General features: G+C 68.9%; 20 protein-coding genes and 1 pseudogene. 10 read left to right on the forward strand and 11 right to left on the reverse strand.

The annotated features are described in order from the left end of the window. Positions 1-29: 29 nt before the first annotated feature. Complete coding sequence (phoU, locus tag EV192_RS33910; protein WP_132122682.1) at positions 30-683, reverse strand: phosphate signaling complex protein PhoU; 654 nt, start codon at positions 681-683, stop codon at positions 30-32. 114 nt (positions 684-797) lie between these two features. Between phoU and EV192_RS33915 the strand changes: the two genes are divergently transcribed. Beyond that, complete coding sequence (locus EV192_RS33915) at positions 798-1208, forward strand: hypothetical protein (RefSeq protein WP_132122683.1); 411 nt, start codon at positions 798-800, stop codon at positions 1206-1208. A gap of 52 nt (positions 1209-1260) precedes the next feature. Continuing rightward, on the forward strand, positions 1261-3171 hold the full coding sequence (locus EV192_RS33920; RefSeq protein WP_132122684.1) for an APC family permease: 1911 nt from the start codon (positions 1261-1263) through the stop codon (positions 3169-3171). Between the two features lie 6 nt (positions 3172-3177). Here EV192_RS33920 and EV192_RS33925 read toward each other — a convergent pair whose 3' ends face one another. Next, on the reverse strand, positions 3178-3645 hold the full coding sequence (locus tag EV192_RS33925) for a GerMN domain-containing protein (protein ID WP_132122685.1): 468 nt from the start codon (positions 3643-3645) through the stop codon (positions 3178-3180). A gap of 41 nt (positions 3646-3686) precedes the next feature. Beyond that, the gene (locus tag EV192_RS54255) at positions 3687-3830 is read right to left on the reverse strand and encodes a hypothetical protein (RefSeq protein WP_165960767.1); all 144 of its coding nucleotides are present in this window, start codon (positions 3828-3830) and stop codon (positions 3687-3689) included. A gap of 54 nt (positions 3831-3884) precedes the next feature. Here EV192_RS54255 and EV192_RS33930 point away from each other — a divergent pair, with 54 nt between their 5' ends. After that, entirely contained in the window at positions 3885-5105 is a 1221-nt protein-coding gene (locus EV192_RS33930; RefSeq protein WP_243727244.1) for a metal-dependent hydrolase family protein, read from the forward strand. Here the strand turns inward: EV192_RS33930 and EV192_RS33935 are convergent. The 4 genes from EV192_RS33935 to EV192_RS33950 form a co-directional block, all read right to left on the reverse strand. Then, on the reverse strand, positions 5095-5781 hold the full coding sequence (locus EV192_RS33935) for a response regulator transcription factor (RefSeq protein WP_132122686.1): 687 nt from the start codon (positions 5779-5781) through the stop codon (positions 5095-5097). The two genes, EV192_RS33930 and EV192_RS33935, sit on opposite strands and share 11 nt — an antisense overlap. 14 nt (positions 5782-5795) lie before the next feature. After that, entirely contained in the window at positions 5796-7070 is a 1275-nt protein-coding gene (locus EV192_RS33940) for a sensor histidine kinase (protein WP_132122687.1), read from the reverse strand. A 68-nt stretch (positions 7071-7138) separates the two neighbouring features. Continuing rightward, positions 7139-10444 (reverse strand): S8 family serine peptidase, encoded by a 3306-nt coding sequence (locus tag EV192_RS33945; protein WP_207926356.1) that lies wholly within the window; start codon positions 10442-10444, stop codon positions 7139-7141. Between the two features lie 76 nt (positions 10445-10520). Then, entirely contained in the window at positions 10521-11255 is a 735-nt protein-coding gene (locus tag EV192_RS33950; RefSeq protein ID WP_132122689.1) for a metallophosphoesterase family protein, read from the reverse strand. A gap of 19 nt (positions 11256-11274) precedes the next feature. Between EV192_RS33950 and EV192_RS33955 the strand changes: the two genes are divergently transcribed. Genes EV192_RS33955 through EV192_RS33965 form a run of 3 tightly spaced genes read left to right on the forward strand, consistent with a single transcriptional unit; the run spans position 11275 to position 14300 of the window. Continuing rightward, a complete protein-coding gene (locus EV192_RS33955; protein WP_243727245.1) occupies positions 11275-12486 on the forward strand; it encodes an MFS transporter in 1212 nt (403 codons plus the stop codon). 36 nt (positions 12487-12522) lie between these two features. Further along, positions 12523-13083, forward strand: coding sequence for an ArsR/SmtB family transcription factor (locus EV192_RS33960; RefSeq protein WP_132122691.1), 561 nt, complete (start codon positions 12523-12525; stop codon positions 13081-13083). After that, positions 13080-14300, forward strand: coding sequence for an MFS transporter (locus tag EV192_RS33965; protein ID WP_132122692.1), 1221 nt, complete (start codon positions 13080-13082; stop codon positions 14298-14300). Before EV192_RS33960 ends, EV192_RS33965 begins: the two co-directional genes overlap by 4 nt. Here the strand turns inward: EV192_RS33965 and EV192_RS33970 are convergent. Together EV192_RS33970 and EV192_RS33975 are read right to left on the reverse strand one after the other, a co-directional pair. Then, positions 14281-15324 (reverse strand): annotated as a pseudogene (locus EV192_RS33970) (transcription termination factor Rho, short form); the annotation flags it as partial. The gene EV192_RS33965 and the pseudogene EV192_RS33970 overlap by 20 nt on opposite strands. Positions 15325-15493: 169 nt before the next feature. Further along, the gene (locus EV192_RS33975; protein WP_165960768.1) at positions 15494-16021 is read right to left on the reverse strand and encodes a DUF3887 domain-containing protein; all 528 of its coding nucleotides are present in this window, start codon (positions 16019-16021) and stop codon (positions 15494-15496) included. A gap of 575 nt (positions 16022-16596) precedes the next feature. Between EV192_RS33975 and EV192_RS33985 the strand changes: the two genes are divergently transcribed. Then, the gene (locus tag EV192_RS33985) at positions 16597-17712 is read left to right on the forward strand and encodes an SPFH domain-containing protein (protein WP_132122695.1); all 1116 of its coding nucleotides are present in this window, start codon (positions 16597-16599) and stop codon (positions 17710-17712) included. Between the two features lie 37 nt (positions 17713-17749). Here EV192_RS33985 and EV192_RS33990 read toward each other — a convergent pair whose 3' ends face one another. Then, positions 17750-18631, reverse strand: coding sequence for a GGDEF domain-containing protein (locus tag EV192_RS33990; protein ID WP_132122696.1), 882 nt, complete (start codon positions 18629-18631; stop codon positions 17750-17752). 178 nt (positions 18632-18809) lie between these two features. On the opposite strand from EV192_RS33990, the gene EV192_RS33995 reads away from it, so the two are divergent. The 3 genes from EV192_RS33995 to EV192_RS34005 are packed head-to-tail and all read left to right on the forward strand — an operon-like array spanning position 18810 to position 20940. Next, positions 18810-19217, forward strand: a complete 408-nt coding sequence (locus EV192_RS33995; protein WP_132122697.1) for a hypothetical protein — start codon at positions 18810-18812, stop codon at positions 19215-19217. Then, positions 19214-20116 (forward strand): heavy metal-binding domain-containing protein, encoded by a 903-nt coding sequence (locus EV192_RS34000; RefSeq protein WP_132122698.1) that lies wholly within the window; start codon positions 19214-19216, stop codon positions 20114-20116. The genes EV192_RS33995 and EV192_RS34000 overlap by 4 nt, the downstream gene beginning before the upstream one ends. Positions 20117-20130: 14 nt before the next feature. Next, positions 20131-20940, forward strand: a complete 810-nt coding sequence (locus EV192_RS34005) for a heavy metal-binding domain-containing protein (protein ID WP_243727246.1) — start codon at positions 20131-20133, stop codon at positions 20938-20940. Here the strand turns inward: EV192_RS34005 and EV192_RS34010 are convergent. Further along, on the reverse strand, positions 20937-22694 hold the full coding sequence (locus EV192_RS34010; protein ID WP_132122699.1) for a hypothetical protein: 1758 nt from the start codon (positions 22692-22694) through the stop codon (positions 20937-20939). The genes EV192_RS34005 and EV192_RS34010 overlap by 4 nt on opposite strands. Positions 22695-22712 lie beyond the last annotated feature (18 nt).

Below are 22712 nucleotides of genomic sequence, written 5' to 3' on the forward strand. Positions count from 1 at the left end.
GTCGCGCGTTGCGGGACCATGAAGTTCCCTTAACTGGCCTCCCGGGTCATCGTGCCGGTCGCCACGAACGTTGCCCGGCGGGCGATCGACACCGCGTGGTCGCCGAAACGTTCATAGCACTGGCTGAGTTGGGCGGCGTCGACCGCCGCGCCCGCGCCGTACGCCCAGTCCTGGTATTCCAGGATCGCGAACAGGGATCGGTGCAGGTCGTTCAGTTCCCCGTCCGCTTCGTCGGCCGCGGCCAGGATCGCGGGATCCCTCGTGCGCAACGCGGTCGCGGCGTTCTCGGCGAGGGTCACCGCGATGCCGCCCATGGCCGCGAACCTCGGCCGCAACGTGGCGGGCAGGACCTGCCGCGGGTAACGGCGGCGGACCGTCTCGGCGACGTGCTCGGCCAGATCGCCCATCCGCTCCAGGCTGTCGGCCGCGTGCATCGCCATGATCACGAGCCGCAGGTCGCCCGCGACCGGCGCCTGCAACGCCAGCAACAGGTGCGCGTCCGACTCACACGTCGACCGGGCCATGTCGACGACCCGGTCGTCCGCGATCACCCGTTCGGCGGCCGTGAGGTCGCACGTCATCAGCGCGGCCGTCGCGTCCCGCATCGCGTCGGCCGCGAGCTGGCACATCGTGACGAGCCGGTCGACGAGGTGGTCCAGTCGGTCGTGGTAGATGTCGCGCATTTCCCCAGCGTAGAAACTGATCACGTCGGCATGCCGTCAAACCGTGCGGCCGCCGCGTCAGGATTCCGTCAAGCCCCGGCATCGCCTGGTGCTGGGCGGGTTTCACTCAGTGTCATGCGGACGTCCCTGGAACGCTGGCCGAGGGTCTCGGCCCTGTACGGCACCGGATTGGGCTTCGCCGGCGGGATCATGGCGACCATTGTCGCGTCGGCCACCGGCGACCTGACCGCGCCTGTGTTGATGGTCGCGGTCGTCTCGGCGGTGACAACCTTGCCCGGCGCGGCAATCGTCGCGCTGCAGAGTTGGCTGTTGTACGCCAGCTTCATCATCGGGCACACCGGTCAGCTCGCGCTGGGCTCCGCCAGCCTGCACGCCGCGATCCTGCTGGGCGGGACAGCGGTCGCCGCGACCATCGTCGGCGGCGGCGTAAGGATTCTGTCAAAATCGCCAGGTCGTCGCATGAGGACACGTCGGGAAACCGTCAAGATCACCGGCCCTCGGCCGGCTGTGGCCGGACACCGGTAAGGACAAGGCCGACAACCGGCGGACGGAGGGTCCACAGGTAGTCTCCGGTCCTGTGCCGACGAACTCCAGACTCCGAACGTGGCTGCTCGACGGGCTTCCGCAGCGCCAGGGCCAGCTGTCCGGACCGCATGTGCAGGACGTGGGCCACGAGGGCAAGCCCTGGTGGAAGGTCATGTGCCTGACGGGTGTGGACTACTTCTCCACCCTGGGCTACCAGCCGGGCATCGCCGCGCTCGCCGCCGGTGTGGTCTCGCCGATCGCCACCCTGGTGCTGATCCTGCTGACCCTGTTCGGCGCCCTGCCGGTCTACCGCCAGGTCGCCAAGGAAAGCCCGAACGGGCAGGGCTCCATCGCGATGCTGGAGAAGCAGCTGCCGAAGTGGTGGGGCAAGCTGGTGGTGCTGGTCCTGCTCGGCTTCGCCGCGACCGACTTCATCATCACCATCACGCTGTCCGCGGCCGACGCCACCGCGCACGTGCTGGAGAACCCGTTCGTGCCGGAGTTCCTGAACGGCTGGCAGGTACCGGTGACGCTGGTGCTGGTCGCCCTGCTCGGCGGCGTGTTCCTGAAGGGTTTCAAGGAGGCCATCGGGATCGCGGTCTGGCTGGTGATCATCTACCTGGCGCTCAACGCGGTGGTCGTCTCGGTCGCGCTCGAACACGTGATCACCGCGCCGCACCTGATCGTGGACTGGTCCAACCTGCTGCGGGCCGAACACAACAACTGGTGGGTCGCGGTCGCCATCGCGCTCGTCGTGTTCCCCAAGCTGGCGCTTGGCCTGTCCGGGTTCGAGACGGGCGTGTCGGTGATGCCGCTGGTGCACAGCGACGACCTGCCTGGCCGGGTGCGCAACACCCGTAGGCTGCTGACGACCGCGGCGCTGATCATGAGCGTGTTCCTGATCTGCAGCAGCATCGCCACCACGTTGCTGATCCCGCAGGACAAGTTCCAGCCCGGCGGCGAGGCCAACGGCCGCGCGCTGGCGTTCCTCGCGCACGAGTACCTGGGGGAGTGGTTCGGCACCGGGTACGACCTCAGCACGATCGCGATCCTCTGGTTCGCCGGCGCGTCGGCCATGGCGGGCCTGCTCAACCTGGTGCCCCGCTACCTGCCGCGGTACGGCATGGCACCGGACTGGACCAGGGCGATCCGGCCGCTGGTCGTGGTGTTCACGCTGATCGCGTTCGCCATCACGCTGATCTTCGACGCCGATGTGGACGCTCAGGGCGGCGCGTACGCGACCGGTGTGCTGGTGCTGATCACGTCCGCCGCGCTGGCGGTCACGCTGACCGCGTACCGGCGGCGGTCACGCAGGTGGACAGTCCTCTTCGGAATCATCACGCTGGTGTTCCTGTACACCACGGGCGCCAACATCGTGGAGCGCCCGGATGGCGTGAAGATCGCCGCGTTCTTCATCGTCGCGATCATCGCGCTGTCGCTGATCTCGCGCACCTCACGGTCGTTCGAACTGCGGGTCACCGGCGTGGAGATGGATGAGCTCGCCAGCAAGTTCCTGACCGAGTACCAGGGCGAGGACATCCGGATCGTGGCCAACGAGCCGGACGAGCGGGACGAGAAGGAGTACCGGGAGAAGGAGGCGGAGGAACGGGCCGACCACCACATCCCGGCCGGGGACGCGGTGTTGTTCCTCGAAGTGACCGTGCCGGACTCCTCGGAGTTCGAGGACGTGCTGCGGGTCAGCGGCGAGGAACGGTTCGGCTACCGGATCCTCCGGGTCGAGGCCCCCGCCGTGCCCAACGCGATCGCCGCGCTGCTGCTGCACGTGCGGGACGTGACCGGGAAGCTGCCGCACGTGTACTTCGCGTGGATGGAGACGAACCCGATCATCCAACTGCTCGGCTACGTGCTGACCGGCTCCGGCGACGTCCCCCCGCTGACCCGGGAGGTGCTGCGGCAGGCCGAGACAGACCCGGCCCGCCGGCCCATGGTCCATGTGGGGTGACCCGGGTCACTCCACGGTGCACCGGTGCGGACCGCGGCTCTGACCTTGCCCGATCAGGATGACGCCCCTGCTGCGGTATCCGGCGGTGCAGAGGATCTGGTCGACCGCGTTGTCGGACAGCGCGGCCACATCCACGGACAACGTCAGCTCCGGCGGCGGTTGGCCGGTCGACAGCAGCTTGGTGCCCTGGGGCACCTCGGTGGTGTAGCCCTCCTCCTCGGGGAGCGGACCGGCGGCCAGCAACGTGACGAGGTCGCCGATCGGCGGCCGCGTGCCAGTGCGGACCACCGGTGTGAGCTTTCCGTTGTGCACCAGGTAAAGCACGATTCCCTCGGCCTGTCCGCGCGGTGCGGGCGTGCCGCTGGGCCGGACGCCGCAGCCGGCGAGCAGCAGGACACAGACGAGCACCAGCGTGCCGCCGTGCAGGCGTGCGTTCGCCAGGCCGCTGCCGGCGGAGTTGTCCTCGATCAGCACCACACTGGTGTAGTTGCCGTTCGCCTGTTTCTGTTGCGTCCTTACTGGAGGTCGCCGTAGTGCTCGATCCAGTCGTCCCGGGTGAAGTCGATGGAGCCGATCGGGTAGCGGGTGGCCGAGCCGGCGGCTTGGGCGCGGGCGGCTTCGGCTTCGTCGCGTACTGCACGAAGGGCCGCCGTAACCATGTTCGCTGCCATCGGCGGTTGCGGATGGCAGCGTAACACCGTATGTCTGACTGCGTGAGTGACACGATGTGGCTGGCAGGCGCGACAGTGGTGGACGGCACAGGCGCGGATCCCGTGCCCGACCAGGCCGTGCGGATCGAGGACGGGGTGATCACCGAGGTCGGCGGCCGGCCGTCCGGCCCGGACGTGGTCGACTGCACGGGGATGACACTGACACCGGGCCTGATCGACGCCCATGTCCACTTCGGACTGTCCAGTGACATCAACGCCAGCGTCACCCGGGCGGTGTCCGTGGCCGAGCTGGCCGCGGACATGTTCGACAACTGCCGCCGGACACTGCACTCGGGGTTCACCACAGTCCGCGACACCGGTGGCATCGACAACGGCCTGGCCGGTGTGGTCGCCGCCGGAAAAGTGCCCGGCCCGCACATCATCCACTGTGGACCGGTGCTGTGCCAGACCGGCGGCCACGGCCACTTCGCCACCGACTGGGAACCCACCGCGGACTGGGTCGACCACTCGGTCCCCGGCCTGCGCACCCTGTCCCTCTTGGGCGACGGGCCCGACTCGGTGCGCCGCAACGCACGTGAAGCCTTCCGCCGCGGCGCCTCATTCCTGAAAATGTGCGTGACCGGCGGCGTGGTGTCCCGTCACGACGAACTCACCGACACCCAGTTCACGGTCGACGAGATCGCAGCCGCGGTCCAGGAAGCAACAGCCCGGGGCACCTACGTGACCGTGCACGCCCACAACAACGAAGGCATCCGCAACGCGATCGCCGCCGGCGTCCGCTGTGTCGAACACGGCTCCCAGATCGACGAGAAGACAGCCGCCCTCATGGCCGCCCACAGAGTCGCCCACGTCCCCACCCTCGCGGTGGTCCGCGCCCTCACGACGACAGGACTCCCAGAGGCCATCACCTCCCGAGTCGGCACCGTCTGGCAAGGACAGATCGACGCCATCCACGCCTCCCGCAAGGCGGGAGTCCGAATCGGCTCCGGCTCCGACCTGATCGGCCCGAACCAGGAAAGCCGAGGCCGCGAACTGGTCCTCCGCGCCGAAGTGGAAGACCCGATGGCCGCCCTGGTCTCCGCCACCAGCGTCAACGCCGACATCCTGGGCATCGCGGACAAAGTAGGAACGATCACAGTGGGTAAACGCGCGGACATCGCCGGTTTCGCGGGCAACCCGTTGGCGGACACCGAGCTGTTCGTCCGCGGGGTGGCTCTGGTGGTGCAGCGTGGGCGGGTGGTCAGGGACTCGTTCAGCGCGTAGGGATCTCCAACCGGTAGCCGTGGCCGCGCAGCGTCGAGATCTCCGGTGGGCACGGCGTCACCGCCAGCTTTCGGCGCAGGGCCGCGATGTGCACGTCCAGGGTTTTGGTGGAGCCGTACCAGTGGGCGTCCCAGACTTCGGTCATCAGGGTGTCCCGGCTGACCGCGACCCCTGGTTGTTCCGCCAGCCGGGCGAGCAGGTCGAATTCCTTGGCGCGCAACGGGATTTCCTGGCCGGCGACGCTTACCCGGCGGCCGGCCGTGTCGACGCGCAGGTCGCCGACCGTGATGGTGGCCTGGGTGGGGGCGCCGACCGGGCCGCGGCGGAGGTGGGCGCGGACGCGGGCGAGGAGTTCGCCGAGCCGGACCGGCTTGGTGAGGTAGTCGTCGGCGCCGGCTTCGAGGCCGACCACCACGTCGATCTCGTCCTGGCGGGCGGTGAGGATCACCAGCACCGACGGTGGGGTGATGGTTCGGAGCCGCCGGCAGACGTCCACGCCGTCCATGTCGGGCAGGCCGAGGTCGAGCAGGATCAGGTCGAAGGGGGTGTCCCCGGCCCGCGCCAGCGCTTGTGCCGCGGTGACGGCCCAGTAGACCTCGTAGCGGTTCAACCGGAGGCTGGACTCGAGCGCCTGCCCGATTGTCCGGTCGTCCTCCACCAGCAGTACGCGGAACACAGGCGGAGCGTAACTCACGGTGACTCGACCGTCGGGAGCAGCAAGGTGAAGCAGGTCGGGGTGGCCGAACTGAGGATCAGCCTGCCGTTCTCGGCCTCGGCGAGGCTACGCGCCAGGGACAGGCCGATGCCGTGGCCGTCCACCTGCCGGGTGAACGGGTCGTGCTGCTCGTCGATCCCTGTTCCCTCGTCGGCGACGTCCACCGCGAGCGTCTCGCCGGCGTCCCGTGCGGTGACCGTCACGTTCCCGGAGCCGTGCGTGAACGCGTTGTCCACCAACACGTTCAAGATCTGCCGGAGCGCCGCCTCGGCCGCCCGGGGCTGCGGCGCCGCCCGCAGGCGAGTCGTGAGGTCGCGGCCCTCGGACGCCAACTGGGTGTGCCAGGTGGTGCGGACGTCGGCGAGCAGGGCCGCCACGTCGGCGACCGGTCCACGGGCGACACCGTTCCGCCGCGCCAACGCCAGCAGGTCGGTGACCGTGCGTTCCAGGCGGTCGGCCGAGTCGATGCCGGCGCGGATCGCCGCCCGCAGGTCCATGTCCGGCGTCTCCAACGCGGCCTCCAGTTGCAGCCGCAGGCCCGCGAGCGGGGTCCGCAACTGGTGGGACGCGCTCGCGGAGAACGATCGTTCTCGTTCGAGGGTCTCGCCGAGCCGCTGTGCGGTGGTGTCCAGGGACATGCCGACCGCGTCGATCTCCGGGATACCCGTCCGCGCGGTCCGTACCGTGAAGTCGCCGTCCCCCAACACGCCCGCCGCGGCGCTGAGGTCCTCGAGCGGATGCGCGAGCCGGGCGGCCATCCTGCGGGCCACCAGCCAGGTCGGGACCACGGCGATCGCGGCAAGCCCGGCCATCGCGAGCCAGATCATGCCGGTCCGCAGCATCACCTCGCTGTACGGGGTCGCGGCCCGGACCACCCCCACCAGGGTCCCGTTCACGTCGATCGGGACGGCGACCACGACGTCCCCGTTCGCGCTGCCGTCGGCCACCTGGTCCCGCAGTGCCCTGCGCACCACCTGGTCCGATGTGGACGGTCCGTTGCCGGACCGCAGGGCGCCGTCCGGGGAGTACAGCCCGATCACGGTCTCCGGCTCCGGCGACTGCACCGACGGCGGCTGGTCGCCGGGCAGTTCGGCGGCGACGGTCAACGCGGCCCGTGCCGCCATCCGTTCCAGCTCGGTGCGCTCGGCATCCAGGTTGTACTTGGCCACCCCGGCGGCGAGCGGAAGGCCGAACAGGCTGATCGCCAGCACCGCGGCCGCGATCGCCAGAGTCACAATGCGCCTTCGCATGCCTCCAGTCTGAGCCCATGACAACGGCGATGCCCGCCCGGGACACGGGCGGGCACCGCCGGAAAATGTCAGCCCACGGTGTAGCTGTACGGGATACCGACCAGTTCGGACCCGTTGGCCACCTCGGGGTTGAAGGTGTCCACGTACACCACGCCGTGCACGACCGTGCCCGCCGGGGCGGACGGCGTGATGGCCAGGGTGATGTTGCGGCTCACGCCAGGCACCACGTACACCGGCGCTTCGGGACCGCCACCGACGGCCTCCAGCCAGATGTCACCGGTCTGGCCGTGCGCGGCCGCGTCGAACGGCATGGTCTGCGCGGTCGCCGAGACGTTGGCTGTCGCGGCGGGCGCGCCGTTCGGGAACGGCCCGACCTCGGCGATGTCCGTCGCCCAGTTGCCGGTGGCCAACTGCTTGGCCAGTGCGGTGTCGACCGTGTTGTGGCCGTTGCCGGCCTTCTTGAACGTCTCCGGGTTGCCGGCGAACGGGAACAGGTCCACGTCCACCGGGGCGGAGGCGGCCACGGTCTCGCTGAGCTTGCTGGTGTGCGTCGGCACCCACCACGTCGGCGGATGCGTGGTGGCCTGGTCCTCGGGCAGGTTGATGGCCGTGTCACCGCTCGACGGGGTCAGCTTGACGCCCGCCTCGCCGGTCAGCCGCGGGTCGAGGAAGAACCACTGGCCGGCCGCACCGGTGTTGGTGACCTCGATCGAGGCGGTCACCGTCTGGCCGGCCTTGATCTTGGTGCTCGGGCTGTTCGGCAGGTTCACCGGACGGGCCGTGGTGCCGTTGAAGTGCACCCGGCCGGTGACCTGCTCGCTGAACTCCTTGCCGGCCACGTTGCCCGGCAACGAGACGATCAGCTGCCAGCGGCCCGCCGCCGGCTGGTTCGCCGTGATGCTGGCCGTGTTCGTGGGCTTGGCGCTGGACGCGTCACCCCACTTCGTGTCGGTCACGTTCGTGTCCACCGACAGGATCTGGCCGTCCGGGCTGACCAGGTAGTACACCAGCGTGGTGGCCGGGTCCGGCGAGGTCAGGTCGAGCGTGAGGCTGCTCTTGCCGGCCGGGACGTCCAGGTAGTAACCGAGCGACTGGCCGAGCACGCGCCCGACACCGCCGGTGATGGTGGCGTTGAACGTGGCGTTGTCCACGGCCGGGATCAGCGACCGGCGCGCGACCGGCACCGACAGGTGGGTGCCCAGGTTGGTGTCGAACTGCAGCGCCGCCGGCCGGTCACCGGCCTGCGCGGGCAGCGGCACGGAGACGTCGAACGCGGCCGAACCACCGGCCGGGACGACCTTCGCCTGGCCACCGCCGAAGGAGGTCCAGTCGTGCCCGGTGATCTGCACGGAGATCGGGCCGCGGAACGTCCCCGGGGTCGGCACCGGCTCCTGGTAGTGGCCTCGGCCGTTGCCCCACAGGATCTTCGCGGTCCACGTGCCCGGGACGGGGTCGTGCACGTCGATGTGCTGGAAGTCGGTGAACCCGTAGTCGTACGACTCCTGCACCAGCCGGCCCTTGGGGTCGAACAGTTCGATCACCAGCTGGCCGGACGTCCGGGTGCCCTGCCACACCATGGACGTGTCGAAGAACGGCGTGCCGTTCGGGACGTTGAACGTGAACGAAGGCGCTGCCTCCGGGCCTTCGGCGGGGCCGGCCGGCGGGTTGCCCGCGGCCGGTGCGGTGCCGGTGACCTGCTCGTTCTTGGTGACCTTCCAGGTCGGGCCGCCCAGCTCACGGGACGTCTGGGTGACGACCTGCGGCTGCGACGAGGTGTTGGTCAGCGTCACCGAACCGTGCTGGGTCGAGCCCGGCGTGCCGATCAGGTTGAGCTGTGTGGTCGACGGGACCAGGCCGTTGCCGCCCTGCCCGTGCCCGCCGTCGATGGCTTTCGCCGCGAGCACCGCCTGGTAGCTGTTCACCAGGCCGGCGCCCTGCTCGCCGGACGGTGTGTTCAGGTCGGTCGCGGTGCCGGTCAGGATCTTCTTGACCAGTTCCGGCGCCGGGTGTCGTCCGTTGTGCGAGTCCGCGTACGCCTGGATGACCAGGGCCGCGGCGCCGGCCACGAGCGGCGCGGACTGGCTCGTGCCGCCGAACGGCTCGGTCAGCGAGACGCAGTCGCCCCACTTGGTCGGGTCGACCGTGCAGTCGGCCATCCCGCCGAACGCCGGCGCGACCAGGTCGGGCAGCCGGTTGTTCAGGGTCGGGCCACCGGAGGACAACCCGGTGATATTGTTGTTGACCCAGCCGGTGTATCCCTTGGCCTGCGCGGAAAGCCGGTACGACGTGGTGCCGGCGACGGCGATGAACCGCGGGTCACTGGCGGGCGAGCCGGTCGTGCCGCCGATGCCGGAGTCACCGGTGGACGCCACCACGGTCACGCCCGCGTCCAGCGCGGCCTGGTTGGCCAGTGAGATCGGGTCGAGCGAGGTGTCCGGGTACGGGTTCGAGCCGAACGACTCGGACAGAATGTCGACCTTGTCGTGGTTCACGGCGTAGTCGATGCCGCGGACGAAACCGGACGTGGTGGCGCCGAACTGGCCGAACGTCTTGATGCCGGCCATCGAACTGTCCGGCGCCATCCCGCGGATGCGGATCGTGCAGCCGGCGGGCAGGCCGGAGAACGGCAGTTCGGTGGACAGGTCGTAGACCCGGTTGCCCTGGGCGGCGATGGAACTCGCGTCGCCGAATGCCTCGCCGCCGCCTGAGTCGTCGTTCACGCCGTCGCCGGAGAAGTCCTGGAAATCGAAGAAGACATGGCTGCCGTCCGGGCGAACAAAGTCCGGATTGTTCACATCAATACCGTCCGCGACATAAGCGACTTTCACGCCTTTTCCGGTGGCGATCGAGTGCGCCTGCTGCGCGTGCGGATCCTGCGATTCGGTGTGCGTGAGGTCCAGCGCCTCCGGTTCGAGCAGCGGCCGGCCCGGGTCGGGCGGGCAGATCCGCTGGTCCAGCTTGGGTCCCTTGGCCTTGCTGCCGTTGTTGCGGGCCAGCGGCGAGATCAGCGTGCGGTCCGGGACGACCGCGGCGACCTGCGGGTCGGCCTGCAGCCGCCGCACCTCGTCCGGCTTGGCCGTCGCCGCCACCGCGCTGACCGTGGTGAGCTGCTCGATCTTGCTGGCGCCGTGCGCCTTCAGGTCGTCGACCACCGGCTTCTGGTCGCTGTCGACGGCCTGCTGCCGCTGCTCGGCCTGTGCCTTCGGCTTCAGGTCCGGCCGCTGGTTCCGCATGATCACGATCACCGCCTGGTCCGGCCCGTCCTGGGCCACGCCAAGCGGACCGGCGGCAGCCGAACCCCCACCGGCCATCACCGACAACAATGCGGTCGAAACGACCGCGAGAAATGAAACGGACGTACCTTTACGTCTCACCGGACCCTCCCGTCCATGTGCCATCAATGGCACGGCGACGGAATCCTTTCACCATTCCTGGGCCGGTACTACATACTTAAGTTTCACGCCCGTCCCGTGCGCCGAAAACCCCGATAGCCTCGGCGTCCGACGCGCGGGCCTTCAGGTAATAGTCGGCCCATTCGGCGGCGTCCGGATAGCCGCTGTCGCGGACGATGTCGGCGATGGCCGCGTCGACGTCGAACACCGTGCGGCGCAACTCGACCCCCGCCCCGAGCAGCGCCCAGTGGGCGCCAGGACGGCCGTAGGGCATGCCGACACTGCCCGGGTTGACCACCAGCCTGCCGTGCGCGAGCCGGACGAACGGCATGTGAGTGTTGCCGCAGACCACGGTGGCGACCGACGGGTCGAGACCGGCGAACACCTCGCTCCAGCGTTCGAGCCGGGAGTCGACGAGGACGATCTCCTCGTCGTCACGCGGCGTCGCGTGACAGAACAGGACCTCGCCCATCCGCAACGTCTTCGGCAGCCCGGCGAGGAAACCGACCTGTTCGTCGGTGAGCTGGTCGGCCGCCCATGGCGCGATGGGATCGGGGATCGTGCACGGCCCGCCGCCTCGGTACTCGACGAGTTCCCGGTCGGCGTTTCCGCTGATCCACCGGACCTGGTCGCCGAGCGCGCGCAGCCGGTCGAGCACCGGGCCGGGCTGCGGACCGGCCGCGGTGTCACCGGTGAGCACGATCCGGTCCGCGGCGGCGACATCCGGCTCCGCGAGGACGGCGTCCAGCGCCGGCAGGACGCCGTGGATGTCCGAGAGGACAGCGATGCGCATGATTCACGATACTGAAGGCGTGACTAGGGGGAAACTTACCGCGTATCCGGACTACCTGCGGTTCTGGGTGGCGGACACTGTGTCGTTGGTCGGCACCTACGTGACCGGGTTGGCCGTTCAGGTGCTGGCGGTGGTGAACCTCGGGGCGTCGGCCACCGCGTTGGGAGTGCTGGGCGGGGCCCGGTGGCTGCCGTACCTGGTCGTCGGGCTGGTGGCCGGGGTGTTGGTGGACCGGTGGCGGCGCCGGCCGATCCTGGTGACGGCCGACCTGATCCGGGCCGGCCTGCTGGGGCTGATCCCGGTCCTGGCCGCGACCGGGTCGTTGACCATGACTGTCCTGATCGGACTGATGGTGGTCTTCGGGCTGTTCTCGTTGGTGTACGAGGCCGCCCAGCTGTCGTATCTGCCTCGCCTGGTTCCCGCCGCGTTGCTGACGCGGGCCAACGCGCGAATGGAACAGACCAACTCGGTGGCGCAGGCGGCCGGGCCGATGATCGCCGGGTGGCTGGTGAACGTGATCACCGCGCCCATGGCGATCCTGCTCGACGCGGTCTCCTACCTGGTGTCCGGACTCGTTCTCAGGTCGCTGGCGACCGAGGAGAAGGCCGCCCCGGTCGAGCACCGGCATCTGGGCCGTGAACTCAAGGAAGGCGTGCGGTGGGTGTACCGGCACCGGATGCTGGCGCCGCTGGCGCTCGGCTCGCACGCCTGGTTCCTGTTCAACGGGATGGTCAGCACGGTCATGGTCGTGTTCGTGCTCAACGAGTTGGGGTTCGACGCGTTCGCGCTCGGGGTGACGTACGCGTTCGCCGGGGTCGGGGGAGTGCTCGGCGCCAGCCTGTCCGGGCGGTTCAAAGCCGGGCCGACGATCATCGCCGGCCATTGGTTCACGCCACTCGGATACGGCCTGATTCCGTTGGCCACCAACGGAACCGCCGGGCTGGTGGTGCTCTGCCTCGGCCAGTTGCTGTTCGGGTTCTCGATCGGGTTCGACGGTCCGGCCGAGATGGGGTTCCGCCAGTCGGTGACCCCGGACCGCCTGCAGGGCCGGATGAACGCCACCATCCGCTCGTTCAACCGCGGCATGATCGTCATCGGCGCGCCCCTCGGCGGCGCGCTCGCCGACGCGCTGGGCAACCGGACCGCGATGTGGATCGCTGTCGGCGGCCTCGTCGTCCAAGCCGTGGCCATCACCTGCACACCCTTACGCCACGCAAGTATACAAGAGTAGTTGCACAAGAGCTCTTGTACATCTACTCTCGGGCCCATGGAGCGGGAGACGCGGGAGATCAAGGACTCGAAGGTGCTGGCCGCGATGGCGCACCCGGTGCGGCGACGCCTGATGGACGTCCTCCGGGTGAACGGCCCGTCAACGGTCAGCGCACTGGCCGAGTACACCGGTCAGGCTGTGGGGAACATCAGTCACCACCTGAAGGTGCTCGCCGAGTGCGAGCTGGTGGAGGAGGCCCCCGAACTGGCCCGTGACCGGCGAGAACGCTGGTGGCGCCGGGTGCCGGGCCGGTTGCGGTGGTCCGCGCAGGACTTTCCCGACGACCCGATCTTCTACGCGGCCAGCTCGTTGAACCTCGAGCACGCCATGAACATCGCGCGTTCCGGGCTGGAGAACTGGGAGAGCTACCCCGAGGAATGGAAGGGTGCGCCCTTCTCCACGGATACCTGGATCGATCTCAGCGCCGCCGAGCTCAAGGAGCTGTCGGCCGAGGTCATCGCGTTGTTCAACCGGTGGTCGGACCGGGACGTCCCGGACGACGAGCAGGAGCGTAAGCCGGTCTTCCTGTTCGCGTTCGGCACACCGGGCCGGCCATGAGCGACTTCCGGCGGCTGTGGTTCGGCCAGACCGTCAGCCTGCTCGGCAGCAGCGTGGGTTCGGTGGCGTTGTCGCTGGTAACCGTGGTGACGCTGCACGCCGACCCGTTCACGGTCGGCCTGGTCAACGCCGCCTACTGGCTGCCGTGGCTGGCCATCGGCCTGCCGGCGGGGGCGTGGGTGGACCGGTTGGGCCGCCACCGGCTGGTGATGATGACGGGCGATGCCGTGTCGTTCCTGGCTTTCGCGAGCGTGCCGGTCGCGGCCTGGTTCGGAGCGCTGACCGTGGCGCACGTACTTGTGGCGACGCTGGTCGGCGGGTGCGCGAAGGTCTTCTTCACCATGGCGTACCGGGCTTTCGTGCCCGCGTTGGTGCGAGGCGACGACTTGCTCACCGCGAACGCGAAGTTGCAGGCCAGCGAGTCCACGACGCAGGTGGTCGGGCCGGGGCTCGCCGGCCTGCTGGCGCAGATCCTCACCGCTGCCACCGGTGTCCTGGTCGACGCGTTGAGCTTCCTGGTTTCCTTGCTGTACCTGAGAAAAACGGGCGACTACCGGCAGGCGCCGAGACCGCGCCAACGGTTGCGCACGGAGATCGGCGAGGGGCTGCGGTTCGTCGCGCATGACCCGCTGCTGCGCGTCCTGACGTGCTTCGGCGCCGTCTCCAACCTGGCGTTGACCGGATACCAGTCGCTCGCCGTCGTGTTCCTCGTCCGGGATGTCGGCGTCGACTCGGCGATCGTCGGAGTGATGTTCGCCGTCGGCGGCATGGGCGGTGTCGTGGGCTCGCTCATCGCCGGGCGGCTGGCGCGTCGGTTCGGCACCGCGCGTGCCGTTCTGCTCTGCCAGGTCTTCGGGCTTCCGCCGGCGCTGCTGATTCCGTTGACGCAGCCGGGAATCGGGCTGGTGGTCTTCGGCGTCGGCGTGCTGGCGGCCGGTGTGGGTGTGGTGGCGTCGAACGTCATCCAGGGCACGTTCCGCCAGCGGTACTGCCCGCCCGAGATGTTCGCCCGGATCATGGCCAGCGGGTCGGTGGTCAACTACGGGACCATTCCGCTCGCCGGTGTTCTCAGCGGTGGCCTGGCGGACGCCTTCGGCGTACGGACCACGATGTGGCTGATGACCGGGCTGTCGGCCGCGTCGGTGCTGATCCTGCTGGCCAGCCGGATCCGGCGGCTCAGGGACTTCCCGGTGCCCCTCAGCGCCCCAGTTGGCTGAGGAACTCGATGTTCGTGTGCGTCTTGCGCAGGCCGTCGAGCAACACGTCGATCTCGCGGCCGGACAGGGCCCGGCGCAGCGCCTTGGTGGCGGCCAGTTCGCCGGCGGACATCAGCAGTTCGTCCTTGCGGGTACTGGACTGCGCGATGTCGACGGCCGGGAACACGCGCTTGTTGGCCAGTTTGCGGTCCAGACGCAGTTCGGCGTTGCCGGTTCCCTTGAACTCCTCGAAGAGGAAGTTGTCGCCGACCGAACCGGTGTCCACCAGCGCGGTGGCGAAGATCGTGAGCGAGCCGCCGTCCTGGATGTTCCGTGCCGCGCCGAGGAAACGCTTGGGCGGGGTGAGAGCCCCGGCGTCGATGCCACCGGACAGGGTTCGGCCGTTGCTGGGGGCGGCCAGATTGTAGGCGCGGCCGAGGCGGGTCAGCGAGTCCAGCAGGACCACCACGTCCCGGCCCATCTCGACCAGGCGTTTGGCGCGTTCGATGGACAGCTCGGCGAGCGCGACATGCCTGCTCGGATGCTCGTCGAAGGTCGCCGCGATGATCTCGCCGGGCACGGACCGGGCGATGTCGGTGACCTCCTCGGGACGTTCCCCGACGAGCACCACCATCAGGTGGCACTCCGGGTGGTTCTTGCTGATGCCGTGCGCGATCGCTTGCAGCACCGAGGTCTTGCCGGCCTTCGGCGGTGCCACGACCAGGGCCCGCTGGCCCTTGCCGACCGGCGTCAACAGGTCGACCACGCGGGTGGTGAGAATGTGCGGCTCGGTCTCCAGACGGAGGCGTTCGTTGGGGTACAACGGAACGAGGTCGGCGAAGTTGGCCCGGGTGAGGGACCGCTGGCCGTTGACCGTGTCGAGGGTGGTGAGCCGGTTGTTGTCGGATTCGCCGGCGACGGTGTCGCCTCGGCGAAGATTGTGCTTGCGTACCAAGGACATCGGGACGGTCACGTCGTCCGGGCCGGGCAGGTAGCCGTCGGTCCGGACGGCCGCTCGGCCGTCCACAATGTCCAGAATGCCGTTTGTGTGCATGGGTGGGTAACCCCTTCGCGAATATGGATCCACAGCACCGGTCATCAGGTGCTGGATCAAGGGATCCCGTGGGGGCTTCAGCCGACATCCACAGGATGAAGATCTACCAACGGTAGCTCGCGGCGAGGGGGAACGCAACTGCCTTTTCCAACCGGCCGTGTTACTTGCCTCTCGGGATGAGGTGCAGGCCGGCCACCTTGCCGTCGGTCGAGTACGTGACCCGGCCGGTGAGGTCGCCTGCCTCGAACGACAACGGGATGTCCACAATGGTGTAGTCGCCGGCCGGATAGGCGTGCGGGGTGCCCATCGACTCGTACGCGCCGACCATGCCGGCCATCTGGGCCCAGGCGGCGGCCAGTTGGGTCGCGCTCAGCCCGTCGCGCACCTTGTCGTCGAAGTCGCGGCGGGCCTTCTCGTACTCGCCCTCGATGATGTCGCCGAGCAGTTCGACCGCGTGGTCCGCGGCGCCCGGCAGGGCGGTTCCGGTCATCGGGGCTCCTGTTCGTGGGTCGACCGGGCGGCCGAACCGCTGGAAGGCGGCCTGCCTGGTGGTGCCGAGCACGTCCCCGATCTCCTGCCAGGTGTGGCCGCGCTCGCGGGCATGGTCGACCGCGTCGCGCAGCGCCTGCTCGCTTCGTTCGAGCTCCGCGCGGGCCATGGCCACCGCGGGCAGCGGTTCGGTGCGCACGACGTCAAGCATGCCTTTACGTGACAACGGCGTCAAGCTTGGCTTGACGCCAGTCGATCGCGACCGGCGGGCGGCGCTCCGGCAGGTACTGTCACAGTACTGCCGAAGTCGGCCCTTTCCGCGTTGGGCGGGAATCTTCCGGCCGCACTGCATGCACGTCCCGCTCGTCGCGTTCGCCACCGCACCCCCTGATTTCGTGCCTGACAGCACGTTATCATACTGTTGTAGCACGAAATTCGCCACGAGGGGACAAACCGGTGCATTGTGGTGGTGATGCTCTAGCGTTTGACCTTGATGACCTGGGTGGTCGTCACGGCTCGGGGGTGTGCGGTGGTCGCTGATCTGTCGCCATTGGGGCACATCGGTGTCCTGCTGGTCGGGACGCGTGGCTCGGACGGCCCGGGCGAGGTCCTGGTCAGGATCCGCGGCGGGTCCGAGACGTACCTGGCGTACTCCGACGAGCCGCTGCCCAAAGGTTCCACCGTTTTGGTGATTGAATGCGGCAAATCCCGGACAGTCCACGTCGCCCCGTGGTCTGATCCCTTCACCACACAAGCTACATAGGAGCGCAAGCGATGTTCGGTTACCGTGTCCCCGCGCCTGACGAGGCCATGCTGATCTCCGGGGGCAAGATGAGGGGGAGCAACGCTGGGGCACCCTTCCGGGTCGTCACCGGCCACGGTGCCTTCATCATGCCGTTCTTCCGGAAAGTTCGGTTCCTGTCACTGAGTATGGTGGAAGCCGAGATCTCCGAGACGTGTGTGACCAAGCAGGCGATCGCGCTCAGCGTCCGCGCGGTGATCGCGTTCAAGGTCGGCAACGACACCGAGAGCATCGTCAACGCCGGCCAGCGCTTCCTGTCCGACCAGGACCAGATGTCCGTGTTGACCGGCCGGATCTTCGCCGGCCACCTGCGGTCCATCGTCGGCTCGATGACGGTCGAGGAGATCATCACCGAACGCCAGAAGCTGGCCAACGAGGTGCTCGACGGCTCGGCGGTGGAGATGGCCAAGATCGGCCTGACCATCGACTCGTTGCAGATCCAGTCGATCGACGACATGAAACTCGGCTACATCGCCGCGATGGCCGCGCCGCACAACGCCGCCATCCAGCGGGAGGCGCAGATCGCCCAGGCCAGGGCCGACCAGGAGGCGGCCGAGGCCGGCCAGGAGTCGCAGCGCCGGCAGGCGGAGTTCGCCCGGCAGACCTCGGTCGTCCAGGCCCAGTACAAGGCCGAAGTGGACAGAGCGCAGGCGCTCGCGTCCCAGGCCGGTCCGCTGACCCAGGCCCAGGCGCAGCGAGAGGTGATCGACGCCAAGGCCGACCTGGCCCAGCGCGAAGCGCTGCTGCGCGAGCAGCAACTGGTCGCCGAGGTGATCAAGCCGGCCCAGGCCGAGGCGGAGAAGGTCCGCATCCTGGCCAAGGCCGACGCGGAGGCCACCGAGATCCAGGCCGCCGCGGCCGCGTCGCACAACCGCGTCTCCCTGGACCAGTTGCTGATCGAGCAACTGCCGCAGATCGTCAAGGAAGCGGCCGGCGGCATGTCCGGCGCGAACGTGAACATCATCAACGGCGCCGACGGCATGGGCGAGATGGCCGCCGGCCTGGTCGGCCAGGGCCTGGCGATCTTCGAGTCGGTGAAGCGAACCCTGGGCACCTCGGAGCAGAAGGAAATCGGCGAGGCCAAGTAGTGCGAAAACGGGCGGCGGCCCAGTCCGCCGCTCGTGGTCAGTGCGGCAGGAACGGTGTCATCTTGTTGACCGCGCTGGTCATCATTTCGCACGGGACGCACCGCGTGGTCGTGCTGGGTGTCGGTGTGTCTTCCCGGACGGCTGGTGTCTTCTTGGTGTGCGGCTTGGGCGCTTGCGGTGTCCGCACCGGGGTCGCGGTGACCGTGGCCGGGACGGTGACGGTCAGTTGGAAGGGCGGCGGCGCGGCAGGGTGGTCCGCGGCCGAATCCCTGGGAGGCACTGGTTTGTCCGTTGTCACAACGGCGATCATCGCGCCCGCGACGCACGCCCCCACTGCCGCCAGCCGCCACGGCACCGCGCGTCTTCTGTGCTCTTTGGACGTTCCCACCCGGTCGCGGCCGCCGCGCTTGGCGTTGCGCAACGCCGCGTCCGCGTCCACCACAAGGCTTTCCAGGTCGGTGTCGGGATCACCCACGGACACTCCGATGGACACGCTGACCGACTCGACGGTCGTCGTCCCACCGGGAACCGGCGCGGTGACGGCCATGTCGCGGATGCCGGCCCGGATCCGTTCGGCGATGACCCGCGCGTCCTCGATCCCGGTCTCCGGCAGCAGCACCAGGAACTCGTCGCCGCCCTGACCGCCGTACCGACCCAGCAGATCACTCTTTCGGGTGATCCTGCGCAGCGTTTCGGCCACGCCTTTCAGCACTTCGTCCCCGGCGACGTGACCGAACCGGTCGTTCACCCGCTTGAAGTTGTCCACATCGACCACGAGCAACGACGTCGGCTTGGACTCGCGGAGCACCGCCGCGGCCCGGTCGTCCCACCCCCACCTGTCCAGCAACAACGTCAACCGGTCGGTGGCCCACAAACCGTGCGGCTGACCGCACGACGCACAGTTCGGCTCGGTGCTCATCGCTGGACGGTCTCCCTTCGGCCGAACAGACTATCGCCTTGCCGCCTGTCCTGGTGCGTGCTCGTCCGGTGGCGCTGCGAGCGCGGAGCTGTTGTGGTATTCGGGGACATATCGGGCATTACGGCCCGTTGTGGTGGTTCCTTTGCGGGCTTCACCTCCGGCGGAGCAGTATGGACATGTGTCCGGTTGGGATCTTGAGGTGCTCGCGGCGTCCTTGCGGGCCGACAGCGGCGACCTGTCGATGTACGCGGGTTTCCTGATCAACACGTTGTCGGCGAGCCTGCCGGCCGAGATGGTCGAGGTCGAACGCAAGCGCGGCCTGTTCGGCCGCGCGAAGGAGGACAGTCCCGTGCTCAGCGTCGGCGTGCTGTTCGGTGACCATCGCTACACGCTGCGGCGTGAAGGTGTCGGGAAGCCCGTCGTCGCCCAGATTCGGCACGAGTCGGGCGGTGTCGTCATGCGCACCGAGACCGTCGGCATGGACGTGTGGTCGAGCCAGTTGGCCAGTGCGCTCGCCGAGTACGCGAAGTCACACGCGGCCGCGGCGCAGGCGTTGCAGAAGCTCACGTCGCCGGAAATGCCGTGACCAGATTCGACGGCCTGTCGCCGGAGGAGGTCGAGGCGGCCAGCATCGAGGAGTTGGAGCACGGCCGGCTGCCGGTCCGCGCCCAGCAACGGCTGGCGATGATGCGGGCCGACCACGCGTTCACCTCCGACCTGACGGTGGCCGAGCACCACGCCATCCGGTCGGTCGGGTTCAGCCCGGTCGGCCAGGTGATGGGCAGCTGCGTCTACCACGTGGGCTACATGGGCCGGATGAGCTGCGGCTACAGCGGGTGGGGCCGGTGGAACACCGACGCGGCCCAGGTCCGTGAGGCGGTGTCGGTCCGCCAGGCCATGTACGAGGCGCGGATGCTCGCGATCGGCCGGATGCGCCAGGAGGCCGCCGGCCTCGGCGGCGACGGCGTGGTCGCGGTGACGTTGACCATCGAGCCCTTTCCCGCCGGCGGCCTGGAGTTCCAGGCGATCGGCACGGCCGTGCGGGCGGACGGCGAGGTACGTCCGAAACACCCGTTCCTGTCCGATCTGACCGGTCAGGACTTCGCCAAGCTGATGCGCGCCGGCTGGGTCCCTTGTGGACTGACCCTTGGCCTGTCGGTCACCATCCGGCACGACGACTGGCGCACCCAGATGCAGCAGGGCTCCTGGTACAACACCGAGATCACCGGCCAGACCCAGCTGGTGCAGATCGCCCGGTCCGCGGCCCGCAGGCGAATGCGCGAGGAAGCCGGGCAGGCCGGCGCCGCCGGAGTCGTCATCCGCACGTCGTCGCTGCGGGTGTGGCACCAGGCGTGCGCCAACGGCGGCGACCACCAGCATGACCACCTGGCCGAAGCGGTCTACATCGGCACCGCGATCACCCCCTTCAAGCGCGGCAAGGAAAGAACTGCCGCCGCGCCCCTACCCATGCTGCGGCTGAGCTAGAGGAGACACCGGGAATGGATGCCAGCGAGCTGGGGATGTCGGCCGACGCGATGACCCGGCTGAACGAGCTCAAACCGGGCAAGCCGGGCTCGATCTTCACGTCCGACCTGTCGGTGAACGAGTTCCTGCTGGTGCGCCAGGCCGGTTTCCGGCCGCTGGGCATGGTGTTGGGCACGTCCATCTACCACGTCGGCATCCAGTTCCGGCGGTGGGGCAGAAACCAAGAGCTGGAGACCCTGTCGCAGGCCATGTACCACGCGCGTGAGCTGGCGATGGACCGGATGGAGGCCGAGGCGGACGTGCTCGGCGCGGACGGCATCGTGGCGGTGCGGCTGCGGGTGGAGCTGAAGGAGTGGGGCTCGGACATCGCCGAGTTCATCGCGATCGGCACGGCGGTCAAAGCCGAGCACGGCGGCGACTGGCGCAACAACAGGAACAAACCGTTCACCTCCGACCTGTCCGGCCAGGACTTCTGGACGTTGTTGCAGACCGGGTACATGCCGTTGGGCATGGTGATGGGCTCGTGCGTATACCACGTGGCGCACCGCACGTTCGGCAACGTGATCGCCAACGTCGGCCGCAACACCGAACTGCCGCAGTTCACCCAAGCTCTGTACGACGCCCGTGAGCTGGCGATGGAACGCATGCAGAAGGAAGCCGAGGCGCTGCACGCCGAAGGCATCGTCGGCGTGGAGCTGCAGCAGCACAACCATGCCTGGAGTGGGCACACCACGGAGTTCTTCGCGATCGGCACGGCTGTGCGCCCGCTCCGCGACGACCACAGCATCCCGCAGCCGCAGCTGGTGCTGGGCCTGGACGACTAGCTGGACTTGGGGAACCGGTTGCTGAACCGGTTGCCCAGTTCGTCCTCCAGGCGGTCCCAGCCGACCTGGCGGATCACGTCCTGGCTGTGGGACGAGTTCGCGGTGAGGATGTCGAACGCCGCGTTCTCCTCCTCGCCGCTGGTGTAGCCGTCGAGCAGGTTCCGGATAAGGTCGACGCGTTGCTTCACCGTCAACGTGCCGACCGCGTTCTTGCCGCTGGCCTCGTTGTAGTAGTCCAGCGCGTTGTCGTCCTGGTTGTGTCCGAGCAGGCCGCCGCCCGTGTTGGGGGTCCAGTTCAACACCTTGCGCAGGGTGGTGACCGGGTCGGTGCGGAACGGCTGGACTACGGCCGGGTCGAAGTGCGGCCGCACGTCGGGCTCCAGGGTGTTGGCGACCTCGGCCAGTTCGTTCGCCTTGTTGACGCCGAAGATCCGCAGTCCCCGCTGGAACGTCGGGTCGCTCAGCAGGTCCAGCGCGGACGCCACCTCCCACTGTACCGACTTCTGGTTGTCCGGCAGTTCGTTGTCGGGTACGACGTTCGGCAGCATCTGTTCGGCGCCAAGGACTTTGCCCGCGGTCACGTCCGGCAGGACGTCCTGCAACGGGCCACGGCGGCGCCCGATCAGCCACGCCCGGGTGAGGTCGTTGTGGCTGTAGTTCACCGCCTCGACGGCGACGCGTTCGGTGTCGCCACCGAGGTGCCCGTCGCCCATCAGCTGGATGCGCTGGCCGTTGACGTCCGCGAGCACACCTCGCTCGCTGTCCAGGTCGTGGATCGTGCCGGAGACCACGTCACCGAACCCGAGCGCGCCTTTCTCCGCCAGCTTCGAGGCGACCTGTTCGAACGCGCCGGCCTGCCACGGGACACCGTGGTACGCGACGTCGCGGCCGTACCAGTGCGCGTCCCCGATCCGGGCGGCCAGTTCCTGCGCGATCCACCCGGTGAGGTTGTAGCCGAACATCGGCACCTTGGGGTTCCAGTAGTCCTGGATGCTGGACCGCGCGGTCCGCAGGTGCCCGCCGGAGAACGCGTCGGTGAGGTAGTGCGCGCCGAACGCCTCCGGGGCGAGCGCGCCCTCGATGCCCTGCCCCTCGAACCCGGCCACATAGGCCTGGAACAACGCTTCCATGTGGTAGTGCCGGTATCCGGCCCCGGCGCGCGGGATGACCAGCTCGCTCACGAACCCCGGCAGGATTCCTGTCCACTGTAGACGGAGTTCCTGGTGGGCGCCCTCGGCGCGGCCAGCGGTGTCGCCGGCCTCGCCCTCCGGGTTGACGAAGTGCGACCGGTTGCTCAGCGCCAGTTCGTAGTACCGGTGGTCGGCGGCCCGCACGGCGGACTCCGAATAGCTGTCCTTTTTGGACTTGTCGCCGTGCACCTTCACGACCCGGACGTACTCGATCTCCTCCCGGGTGCCCGCGCCAGTGCCCGGGACCTGGGCGATGCCCTGCAACTGGCTCAGGCTGCCGAAGAAGTCGCCGGCCATGGCGATCATCTCGCCGTACGTCACCTGGTAGCCGGGCGCCAGCGGGACCATCTCGGCGTGCGCCCGGTCCGCTCCCTGGTCGCCGAGCCGCAGGTGCTCATCCGACTCGAACCGTTGCACCACCACAGGTGTCATGAGCGACCGCATCGCCTGGTTGCCGGCGAGGCGCTGGACGTCCAGGACGCCCATCGGGCCGGCCGCCCGCGGCCGTGCTGCGGGTTCATCCTGCTGCTCACGGCCGCGTTCGACCGGCTGATGGTAGGGCACGCCGCCCAGCATCCGGCT

This window comes from Actinocrispum wychmicini (assembly GCF_004345645.1).
Lineage (GTDB): Bacteria > Actinomycetota > Actinomycetes > Mycobacteriales > Pseudonocardiaceae > Kibdelosporangium > Kibdelosporangium wychmicini.